Source organism: Pseudomonas sp. SbOxS1 (genome assembly GCF_013416725.1).
GTDB lineage: Bacteria > Pseudomonadota > Gammaproteobacteria > Pseudomonadales > Pseudomonadaceae > Aquipseudomonas.
Genome location: NZ_JAAVXC010000001.1, coordinates 210,264 through 220,532, shown reverse-complemented (window position 1 = coordinate 220,532; position 10,269 = coordinate 210,264). Strand labels below are relative to the sequence as shown.

9 protein-coding genes are annotated in these 10,269 nt (G+C 62.2%); 1 reads left to right on the top strand and 8 read right to left on the bottom strand.

The genetic code is table 11. The features are described from left to right. Positions 1–291: 291 nt before the first annotated feature. The 4 genes from HFK74_RS00880 to HFK74_RS00865 form a co-directional block, all read right to left on the bottom strand. A complete protein-coding gene (locus HFK74_RS00880; protein WP_180201978.1) occupies positions 292–1,383 on the bottom strand; it encodes a DNA alkylation repair protein in 1,092 nt (363 codons plus the stop codon). Between the two features lie 58 nt (positions 1,384–1,441). Beyond that, entirely contained in the window at positions 1,442–3,250 is a 1,809-nt protein-coding gene (locus tag HFK74_RS00875) for a monovalent cation:proton antiporter-2 (CPA2) family protein (RefSeq protein WP_180201977.1), read from the bottom strand. A gap of 105 nt (positions 3,251–3,355) precedes the next feature. Next, positions 3,356–3,679, bottom strand: a complete 324-nt coding sequence (locus HFK74_RS00870) for a protealysin inhibitor emfourin (RefSeq protein WP_180201976.1) — start codon at positions 3,677–3,679, stop codon at positions 3,356–3,358. After that, positions 3,676–4,731, bottom strand: a complete 1,056-nt coding sequence (locus HFK74_RS00865; protein WP_180201975.1) for a M4 family metallopeptidase — start codon at positions 4,729–4,731, stop codon at positions 3,676–3,678. Before HFK74_RS00865 ends, HFK74_RS00870 begins: the two co-directional genes overlap by 4 nt. Positions 4,732–4,878: 147 nt before the next feature. On the opposite strand from HFK74_RS00865, the gene HFK74_RS00860 reads away from it, so the two are divergent. Beyond that, positions 4,879–5,217: an FKBP-type peptidyl-prolyl cis-trans isomerase gene (locus tag HFK74_RS00860; RefSeq protein WP_180201974.1), complete on the top strand. Its 339-nt coding sequence runs from the start codon at positions 4,879–4,881 to the stop codon at positions 5,215–5,217. A 66-nt stretch (positions 5,218–5,283) separates the two neighbouring features. Here HFK74_RS00860 and HFK74_RS00855 read toward each other — a convergent pair whose 3' ends face one another. The 4 genes from HFK74_RS00855 to HFK74_RS00840 form a co-directional block, all read right to left on the bottom strand. After that, positions 5,284–6,303, bottom strand: coding sequence for a branched-chain amino acid aminotransferase (locus tag HFK74_RS00855; protein WP_180201973.1), 1,020 nt, complete (start codon positions 6,301–6,303; stop codon positions 5,284–5,286). A gap of 242 nt (positions 6,304–6,545) precedes the next feature. Beyond that, the gene (gene lpdA / locus HFK74_RS00850) at positions 6,546–7,928 is read right to left on the bottom strand and encodes a dihydrolipoyl dehydrogenase (RefSeq protein WP_180201972.1); all 1,383 of its coding nucleotides are present in this window, start codon (positions 7,926–7,928) and stop codon (positions 6,546–6,548) included. Positions 7,929–7,931: 3 nt separating this feature from the next. Then, on the bottom strand, positions 7,932–9,209 hold the full coding sequence (locus tag HFK74_RS00845) for a dihydrolipoamide acetyltransferase family protein (RefSeq protein ID WP_180201971.1): 1,278 nt from the start codon (positions 9,207–9,209) through the stop codon (positions 7,932–7,934). Further along, on the bottom strand, positions 9,210–10,268 hold the full coding sequence (locus HFK74_RS00840; RefSeq protein ID WP_180201970.1) for an alpha-ketoacid dehydrogenase subunit beta: 1,059 nt from the start codon (positions 10,266–10,268) through the stop codon (positions 9,210–9,212). It abuts the gene before it with no gap. Between the last annotated feature and the right edge of the window lies 1 nt (position 10,269).

The window sequence follows — 10,269 nt, the reverse complement described above, 5'->3', positions numbered from 1 at the left end:
GCGTTTGAAAAAGGGAGTCGCTGTAAGAGCGAAACCATAAGTGGCCGTTACCGCAGGAATGGATATGTACTCAGACAACCAACGCGCTTGGATCAACGCTGGTAGAGGCTCCGATGGAGGTCGTCACAGGTTGACGGACAGACTCAGGGTGTGAGGGGGCAAGAAAATCAAAGCCAAAGCAAAAGCCAGGCGGCCGACCTAGTCGTGAGTTCGTGCGCATCCCCCCCCGTAGGATCGCCGCACCGCTGGCTCCTACAAGGCATAAGTCGCCCACGTTTTCAGAGGTGTGTTTCAGGCAAGGATTTCAAACGCCGTACTGGCCAACCGCTCCCCATTCACCAACACATGCACCGCATGCCTGCCCGCGTAATGCCGGCGGGTAGTCAGTTCCTTGATGTGCTGGCCACGGGCGATGGACTCCGTGGCGTTGCCCGGCAGCGTCAGGGCCTTGAGCTTGAAGACCTTGGCCGAGGTGCTGCCGTTGGCCTTGACGTAGTCGATGGCGTAATCGATCACCAGGCGCTGGCTGTCCTGTACCGTGGATTTTACCGCGAAGGACAGGGTGATTTTTTCCCCGAGCCCGATCACCGGCGGATTGACCTGCACATCGATGATCTGCACCTCAGGCTTGCCGCCCGCGCCAATGATCGCCAGGGCACGCAGGTTGCCCTGTTTGATCAGGCTGCGCAGGGCATGCCTGGCGATCCATGCGGTGTGTTTGTTGTCCAGCGACCAGCCCTCGATCAGGTCCAGCACCCACTCGGGATGGTCCTTGGTGATGTCGTTGAGGTGGTTGGCCACCGACTTGCGCACATAAAGGCTGGTGTCGGCCTTGAGGTTGTCGAGGATCCCGGCAGCCAGTCGCGGGTCGGCCTGGATCTGCTCCAGGCGAAACGACCACGGCAGGCGTGGTCGGCAACCTTCGCTGGCGAGGCGCCGGACATGCTCGTTGGCGTCCAGCGACCAGTCATGCATCAGTTGCAGCGAGCGTTGCAGATCGTCGCGCAGGAAATGGCGGATGGCGAATTCCGAAGAGCCGAACGCGGTGAAGTATTTGAGCGCCTCCATCGACAGTTCGAACCGGTCCGCGCCATAGGTCGCCACGTAATGCGGCAGGCACATGCTGACAAAGCCGCTGTTGAGACGCGGAGCGAGGGCGCGCAATACCGCAAGCGACGCTTCATAACCCAGCGGCAGTACCGCGTGCAGGCATTCGCTGACGCGGGCCATACGCTGCATCACCGACAAGTCGGCCAGGCCATGGTTGGCCCGTTCCAGGAAACCCTTGGCATCGAAGCCGGGATACACCGCCGTCATTTCGGCGGCGATGTGCTGCAGGCGCTCGGTGTTGAAGATTTCCTTGAGAGCGGTTTCGCCAGCCATGGTGGAGTCCGTGTGTGATAGGGGTTAGGTTGCCGGCCAACAGGCCGGCAAATTTATCTCAACCGTTCTTCGCCTGCTCTTCCAGCTGGTCCGACTCGAACAACCGCGCCAGTTCCGCCCGCGCTTCCTGCGCCGTCTGCTTGACCTTCACCGCGTCGTCGTAAATCGCGTGCTGGGCTTCGAGCACCTGTTCGTCGTGATGCTTGAAACGCTTGATCCGGGCATCGGCCTGCTCGTGTGTCAGTCCCAGGCCGATCAAGGTCTGCCGGCTCATTTCCAGGCTCGAGTAAAAGGTTTCACGCACCGCATGGGCACCCAGGTCCACCAGGCGATGCACATGCTGGCGGTTGCGCGCGCGGGCAATGATCTTGATGTGCGGATAGAGCTTGTGCACCAATTCAGCGGTCTTGATGTTGGTGTCCGGGTCGTCGGTGGCGATCACGAAGAACTCGGCGTCTGCGACCTTGGCCGCGCTGAGGATTTCCGGACGCATCGGGTCGCCGTAGTACACCGGCACGCCGCCGAAGCTGCGCGACAGTTCGATGGTTTCCACCGAGGTGTCGAGGGCCACGAACTTGATGTTCTGTGCCCGCAGGATACGCGCGACGATCTGCCCCATGCGGCCCATGCCAGCGATCACCACGCGGGGTTCATCGGCGTCGATGGCGCGAAATTGCTCCGGTACCACCACCGGCTGCACTTTCGGGCTGACTAGGCGGGCGCACAACAGCATCAACAGCGGCGTCAACGCCATCGACAGGGTGATCGCCAGCACCAGCAAGTCGTACAGGCGCGGATCGAACAGGCCATGGTCACGGCCGATCTTGAACACCACGAAGGCAAATTCACCGCCGGCCGCCAGCACGATGCCCAGGCGAATGGCGCTGATCTTGTTCAAGCCGCCGGCCAGTCGACCCACGACGAACAGCAACGGCAGCTTGACGGCGATCAGCAGCACGGTCAGCCCCAGCACCACGATGGGCTCGCGCAACAGCAGGCCCAGGTTGGCGCCCATGCCGACACTCATGAAAAACAGCCCCAGCAGCAGGCCCTTGAAGGGTTCGATCTGTGCTTCCAGTTCGTGCCGGTATTCGGAGTCCGCCAGCAGCAGGCCGGCAAGGAATGCACCGAGGGCCATCGAAATACCGGCCAGGTCCATCAGCCAGGCGGTGCCCATCACCACCAGCAACGCGGTCGCGGTGGACACTTCCGGCAAGCCGGTCTTGGCGACCACGCGGAATACCGGGCGCAGCAGATAGCGCCCGCCGACCACCACGATGGCGATGCTGATCAGCACGCGCAGCCCCTGGTTGACGTCGTCGGCCGCGCTGAGGTTCTCACTGCTGCCAGCCAGCAGCGGCACCATGGCGATCAGCGGGATCGCGGCGATGTCCTGGAACAGCAGGATCGCGAACGCCAGGCGCCCGTGGGGGCTGGTCAGTTCCTTGCGTTCGGCAAGGCTCTGCAGGCCGAACGCGGTGGACGACAGGGCCAGGCCCAGGCCCAGCACGATCGAGGTGTTCAGGGGTTGGCCGAAGACATACAGCGCCAGCACGCCCAGCAGCGCGCCGGTCAGCAGCACTTGCGCCAGGCCGACGCCGAACACCGCCTTGCGCATCACCCACAACCGTCGTGGCGACAATTCCAGGCCGATGATGAACAGCAGCAACACCACGCCGAGTTCCGAGATGTGCGCGACACTTTCCGTATTGCCGATCAGGCCCAGCCCCGAGGGGCCGATGATCACCCCGGCAAACAGATAACCCAGCACCGCGCCCAATTGCAGGCGCTTGGCCAGGGGAACGGTGAGTACGGCCGCGAGCAGGAATACGACTGCGGCTTGTAACAGACTGCCTTCATGGGGCATGAGAAAAACTCCATCAACTCGGTAAAGCGGGTCGACAAGGATAAAGGCAGGTTTGGGTTCAAGGCTATCGCGCGACACTGCTATCGAGCGGGCAATGCCGCGCCGCTACAACAATTGGCCCACGTCCCAGAGCCGCACAAGCTCAGCGGGGGCCTGGTTTTCCGGCACTTTCAAGACCATCTGGTCGTCCTGCTCGCCTTCGCGGTAGCGCAGCTCGATCTGGTAAAAACGCTGATCGCCGCTACCTGTGGTCGGGCTGGCCAGCGGCAGGCAACCTTCGAGGAGTACACAGATGCGCGAGCGCTGCTCGATATCGCATTGGGCGAATTCGATCTCCCGGGGGCGCGTCAGGGCCTGGATTGCGGCGAAGCCGCCCTGGCGAGAAAGGCGCACAACCGCCCGGTCGTCCAGGTTTGGCAGGGTTTTCATGGTGCCTCCCGCGTCGCATCGACGCCTACTTGCGACCAGCCACGCTGCACCGCCTGGGCTTCATGGGCGGTGAAGCGCCGGCGTGCATGCTCAACGGTCAGTTTGGCAAAGGCACTGAATGAAGTCTCGTGGCCCAGGCGCTTGTCACACAGTGCGTCGTACCAGATGCGCCCGGCGTGTTCCCATGCGAATCCGCCCAGGGCCTTGGCTGCCAGGTAAAACGCCCGATTGGGAATGCCTGAATTGATGTGCACGCCGCCATTGTCCTCCTGGTTGATCACGAATTTACGCATGTGATCCGGTTGTGGGTCCTTGCCCAGCAGCGGGTCGTCATAGGCGGTGCCCGGGTGGGCCATTGAACGCAAGCCGATGCCCTTGATGCGCGGCGTCAGCAAATCCGCGCCGATCAACCAGTCCGCCTGGTCGGCGGTGTGTTGCAGTAGATATTGCTTGGTCAGGACGCCAAACACGTCCGACAGCGATTCATTCAGCGCCCCGGACTGGTCGGCATACACCAGGCCCGCTTCGCTCTCGACCACGCCGTGGGTCAGTTCGTGCGCCACCACGTCCAGCGAGCGGGTGAAACGCTCGAAGATTTCCCCGTCGCCGTCTCCGAAGACCATCTGCGAGCCGTTCCAGAAGGCGTTTTCGTAGTCCTGGCCATAGTGCACGCTGCCAATCAGGGCGAAACCCTTGTCGTCGATGGAATCGCGTCCCAGCACCTTCCAGAAGAAATCGTAGCTGGCCCCCAGTGCGTCGTACGCTTCATCGACCGCCGGATCGCCGCTCGCAGCCTGGCCTTCAAGGCGCACCGGCATGCCGGGCAGGAGCATCTTGCCCTGGGCATCGTGCACGCTGCGTTGCACCTGGCCAGGTTTGCCGGGCGCCGGCAGGATCGCGGCGGCAGCAGGGCGCACCGGTGGGCCAGGCGGGTGCCACAGGGTGCGCACATGGGCCAGCGTGGTCATGGCGCTGGAACGCTGGCGTTCAGATCCGTGCGCGACGATACGGTGCAGAATGTAGGGCGGAATGAAACTGCGCAGGCCAGTCATCAGAGGATCCCTTTCTGAACGCGAAGTCGATACTTATGTGAACGACGCAGGGGCGTTCGGTTCCGCGGGTTGCCATCGGCTGCGGATTCTGCGAAAACCTGCGTCCGCGCCCGCAAGTCCCGGGCATCGTAGATGTGAGTTAAGAACATGAACGACGAACTGCAAATCATTGATCTTGAACCAGGTGAAGGCAAGGCCGCCATCAAGGGCGCGCTGATCACCACCCAATACCGTGGCTGGCTGGAGGACGGTAGCGAATTCGACTCTTCCTACAGTCGCGGCAAACCGTTCCAGTGCGTGATCGGCACCGGGCGGGTGATCAAGGGCTGGGACCAGGGCCTGATGGGCATGCAGGTCGGTGGCAAGCGCAAACTGCTGGTCCCGGCGCACCTGGCCTATGGCGAGCGTACGATGGGCAAGATCCCGCCGAATTCGAACCTGATATTCGAGATCGAGTTGCTGGAAGTGCTGACGCGGGACGATTGATGGGGCAAAAAAAATCGCCGCCCTCGAATTCGAGGGCGGCGATTTTCATTGCAGGGGGGCGTCAGGTCAGACCTTGACGATCCAGCCTGCTGGCGCTTCGACGTCGCCGGTCTGCACGCCGGTCAGCTCTTTGTAGAGCTTCTGGGTGATCGGGCCGACTTCGGTTTCGCTGTGGAACACGTGCAGGTGGTCGTTGTAGCTGATGCCACCGATTGGCGTGATCACGGCGGCGGTACCGCAAGCACCGGCTTCCTTGAAGTCCGACAGTTTGTCGATGAACACGTCACCTTCGATCACTTCCAGGCCCAGGCGCGATTTGGCCAGCTCGATCAGCGACAGGCGGGTGATGCCCGGCAACACCGACGGCGAGTTCGGGGTCACGAACTTGTTGTCGTGGGTGATACCGAAGAAGTTGGCCGAACCGACTTCCTCGATCTTGGTGTGGGTCATCGGATCCAGGTAGATGGCGTCGGCGAAGTGCGCCTTCTTGGCCTGGGAGCCCGGCATCAGGCTGGCGGCGTAGTTGCCACCGACCTTGGCCGCGCCGGTACCTTGCGGGGCGGCACGGTCGTAGCTGGAGATCAGGAAGTTGTGCGGGGTGAGGCCGCCCTTGAAGTAGGCGCCGACCGGAATGCAGAAAATCGAGAAGATGAACTCGGGGGCGGTACGCACGCCGATGTTGTCACCCACGCCGATCACGAACGGACGCAGGTACAGCGCGCCGCCGGTGCCGTAAGGCGGGATGAAACGTTCGTTGGCGCGCACCACTTCCTTGCACGCCTCGATGAACTGCTCGGTGGACACCTGCGGCATCAGCAGGCGCGCGCAGCTGCGTTGCATGCGTGCGGCGTTCTGGTCCGGGCGGAACAGGTTGATCGAGCCGTCCTTGCAACGGTAGGCCTTCAGGCCCTCGAAGCATTGCTGGCCATAGTGAAGGGCCGTGGAGCCTTCGCTGATGTGCAGCACATTGTCAGAGGTTAAGGTGCCTGCGTCCCACTCGCCATTACGCCAGTTCGACAGATAGCGCTTGTCGGTCTTGATGTAGTCAAAACCCAGCTTGTCCCAATTGATGCTTTCGTTACCCATGACACCCTCTATCACTTAACAACCGCCGAAACGGTTCAATGTTTCTGACGTTTTCTGGATGGGGACAACAATACTTCATTCCGGGCCCATTTCGCAGCCCGGACTATCGGATGACAGGCAGATAAATCGAGTTGGCCTCAAGAAATCGCCAGCAGGCTGGCTCCCACAGGAGAATGCATTCCAAATGTGGGAGCCAGCCTGCTGGCGATGGGGCCATCCCTGCCGCCATCAATTGTTCTGAATCACAGGTGCAACGCGTGACCCAATGCACGCAACGCCGCTTCCTGAACCGCTTCACCCAAGGTCGGATGCGCATGGATGGTGCCGCCGATGTCTTCCAGTCGCGCGCCCATTTCCAGGCTTTGCGCGAACGCCGTGGACAATTCGGACACCCCAACCCCCACCGCCTGCCAGCCGACGATCACATGATTGTCCCGACGAGCGACCACGCGCACGAAGCCGCTTTTCGATTCCAGCGTCATCGCCCGGCCATTGGCCGCGAAGGGGAAGCTCGACACGATGCAGTCCCAGCCTGCCGCCTTGGCTTCGTCCGGGGTCTTGCCGACCACTACCAGTTCCGGATCGGTAAAGCACACGGCGGCGATGGCGGTGGGGTTGAATTCGCGGTTCTTGCCGCTGATCAGCTCGGCCACCATCTCGCCCTGGGCCATGGCCCGGTGGGCGAGCATCGGTTCGCCACTGAGGTCGCCGATGGCATAGACGTTGCGCATGCTGGTCTGGCAGCGGTCGTCGATGTTGATCGACGCGCCGTTCATCGCAAGGTTCAGCGCTTCGAGGTTCCAGCCCTGAGTGTTCGGTTTACGGCCCACAGCGACCAGCACCTGATCTGTTTCCAGATTCAACGTACGATCATCGGGTGTCCTGACTTGAAGCGTATTTGTATTTGAATCAAAGCCTTGGACGCTGTGATTCAAGTAAAGTCTCACGCCAAGTTTCTTCAGTTCTTCATGCACCGGCTGGGTCAGTTCCGCGTCGTAGGCCGGCAGGATGCGTTCCTGAGCCTCCACCACGCTGACGTCGGTACCGAGCTTGCGATAGGCAATCCCCAGTTCCAGGCCGATGTAGCCGCCACCGACCACGATCAGGCGCTTGGGCACGGACGTCGGCGCCAGGGCCTCGGTGGAGGAAATGATCGGGCCGCCAATCGGCAGTATCGGCAGGCTCACGCTTTTGGACCCGGTGGCCAGCACCAGGTGTTCGCAAATAATGCGCGTGTCGCCGACGTCGACGGTTTTACCGTCAACCACTTTCGCCCAGCCTTGAATGACCTGGACCTTGTTCTTTTTCAGCAGGGCCGCGACGCCGGTGGTCAGGCGATCGACAATGCCGTCCTTCCACTCGACGCTTTTGCCGATGTCCAGCGTGGGGGCCGACACGGTGATGCCCAACGCCGATTGCTGGCTGTGATGCCGGGTCTGATGGAACTGCTCGGCGACGTGAATCAGCGCCTTGGACGGAATGCAGCCGATGTTCAGGCAGGTGCCGCCCAATGATTCGCCTTCCACCAGAATGGTTGGAATGCCCAGCTGACCGGCACGGATCGCCGTCACATAACCGCCAGGACCGCCGCCGATGATCAGCAGCGTGGTGTGCAAAGTGTGCATGACTTACTCCACAAACAGGGTAGCGGGTTGTTCGAGCAGGCCGCGCACGGCCTGGATGAAGAGCGCCGCGTCCATGCCATCGACCACGCGGTGATCGAAGGAGCTGGAGAGGTTCATCATCTTGCGGATCACGATCTGGCCTTTGATCACCATCGGCCGTTCGACGATCTTGTTCACGCCGACGATCGCCACTTCCGGCAGGTTCAGCACCGGGGTGCTGACGATGCCACCCAAGGCGCCGAGGCTGGTCAGGGTGATGGACGAGCCGGACAGTTCGTCGCGACTGGCCTTGCCGTTACGGGCGGCAGTGGCCAAACGGGAGATCTCCGCCGCGTTGTCCCACAGGCTGCGAGCTTCGGCGTGACGTACCACCGGCACCATCAAGCCAATATCGGCCTGGGTAGCGATGCCCACGTGCACCGCGCCGAGGCGGGTGATGACCTGGGCTTCGTCGTCGTAACGGGCGTTGATCTGCGGGAAGTCGCGCAGGGCCACGACCAGGGCGCGGACCAGGAACGGCAGCAAGGTCAGCTTGCCGCGGGTGGCACCGTGTTTTTCGTTGAGGTGCGCGCGCAGTTCTTCCACGGCAGTCACGTCGATTTCTTCGACATAGCTGAAGTGCGCGGCACGTTGCGTGGCGTCCTGCATGCGCTGGGCGATCTTGCGGCGCATGCCGATCACCGGGATCTGCTCTTCATCGTTGCGCTGGATGTAACCGCTGCTGACGGACGAAGCATTGGACTGACCTTGAGCCAGATAGGCATCCAGATCTTCGTGCAGCACACGACCGGCCGGGCCGGTGCCGCGTACAAGACGCAACTGAATGCCCAGGTCCAGCGCATGTTTGCGTACGGCCGGGGAGGCCAGTGGACGCTCATTGGCTTGGCGGGCGACCATCGGGCCCTGGCAAACGGTTGCCGGACGCGGTGCCGCCACCGGTTTGTTTTCCACCACCGCTTCGACTTTCGGTGCAGCGGCTATCGGCGCTTCCTTGACGGCAGCCGGTGCTGGAGCAGCCGACGCCTTAACGTTCCCCGCGCCTTCGACTTCAATGCTGATCAGGATGCTGCCAACCGCCATCACTTCGCCCGGCTGCCCGCCAAGGGCGATCACCTTGCCATGCACGGGCGAGGGGATATCCACCATCGCCTTGTCGGTCATGACGTCGGCCAGCACTTGATCCTCGACGACCATGTCGCCGACTTTCACGTGCCACTGAGACAATTCAACTTCTGCGATGCCTTCGCCAATGTCCGGCATCTTGATAACGTGCGTGCCCATTCAGACCTCCATGACCCGTTTCAACGCCGCGCCCACACGGGACGGCCCTGGGAAATACGCCCACTCCTGCGCGTGCGGGTAGGGGGTGTCCCAACCGGTGACGCGTTCGATCGGCGCTTCCAGGTGGTGGAAGCAGTGTTCTTGTACCAGGGCGGCCAGTTCGGCACCGAAACCACAGGTGCGAGTCGCTTCGTGAACGATCACGCAACGCCCGGTTTTCTTCACCGATTTGGTGATGGTTTCCAGGTCCAGCGGCCACAGGCTACGCAGGTCGATGACTTCGGCGTCCACGCCGCTTTCTTCAGCGGCGACTTGCGACACGTACACAGTGGTGCCGTAGGTCAGCACGGTGACGTCCTTGCCGGGACGGGCAATGGCGGCAACGTCCAGCGGCACGGTGTAGTAGCCGTCCGGAACCTGAGCGGCCGGGTGTTTCGACCAAGGGGTCACCGGGCGCTCGTGGTGGCCGTCGAACGGGCCGTTGTACAGGCGCTTGGGTTCGAGGAAGATCACCGGGTCATCGTTTTCAATGGAGGCGATCAGCAGGCCCTTGGCGTCGTAGGGGTTGGACGGCATGACGGTGCGCAGGCCGCACACCTGGGTGAACAGCGCCTCGATGCTCTGGCTGTGGGTCTGGCCACCGTAGATGCCGCCGCCGCAAGGCATGCGCAGGGTCATCGGCGCGGTGAATTCGCCGGCCGAGCGATAACGCAGGCGCGCGGCTTCGGAAATGATCTGGTCGTAGGCCGGGTACACGTAGTCGGCGAACTGGATCTCCACCACCGGGCGCAGGCCGTAGGCGCCCATGCCCACGGCGGTGCCGACGATGCCGCTTTCAGAGATCGGTGCGTCGAATACGCGGGAGGTGCCGTACTTGGTCTGCAGGCCTTCGGTGCAACGGAACACGCCACCGAAGTAACCGACGTCCTGGCCAAACACCACGACGTCCTGGTCGCGCTCAAGCATCACATCCATGGCCGAGCGCAGGGCCTGGATCATGGTCATGGTGGTCGTGGTCATGGCGGTTTCCAGCTCGATATTGTTGTTGTGATCGTTCATG

Bases quoted from the DNA above. Each gene is read 5' to 3' on its own strand.
- HFK74_RS00855 (WP_180201973.1), bottom strand. From the start codon at position 6,303: ATGGGTAACGAAAGCATCAATTGGGACAAGCTGGGTTTTGACTACATC.
- HFK74_RS00870 (WP_180201976.1), bottom strand. From the start codon at position 3,679: ATGAAAACCCTGCCAAACCTGGACGACCGGGCGGTTGTGCGCCTTTCT.
- HFK74_RS00845 (WP_180201971.1), bottom strand. From the start codon at position 9,209: ATGGGCACGCACGTTATCAAGATGCCGGACATTGGCGAAGGCATCGCA.
- HFK74_RS00865 (WP_180201975.1), bottom strand. From the start codon at position 4,731: ATGACTGGCCTGCGCAGTTTCATTCCGCCCTACATTCTGCACCGTATC.
- HFK74_RS00880 (WP_180201978.1), bottom strand. From the start codon at position 1,383: ATGGCTGGCGAAACCGCTCTCAAGGAAATCTTCAACACCGAGCGCCTG.
- HFK74_RS00875 (WP_180201977.1), bottom strand. From the start codon at position 3,250: ATGCCCCATGAAGGCAGTCTGTTACAAGCCGCAGTCGTATTCCTGCTC.
- HFK74_RS00840 (WP_180201970.1), bottom strand. From the start codon at position 10,268: ATGAACGATCACAACAACAATATCGAGCTGGAAACCGCCATGACCACG.
- HFK74_RS00860 (WP_180201974.1), top strand. From the start codon at position 4,879: ATGAACGACGAACTGCAAATCATTGATCTTGAACCAGGTGAAGGCAAG.
- lpdA (WP_180201972.1), bottom strand. From the start codon at position 7,928: ATGCACACTTTGCACACCACGCTGCTGATCATCGGCGGCGGTCCTGGC.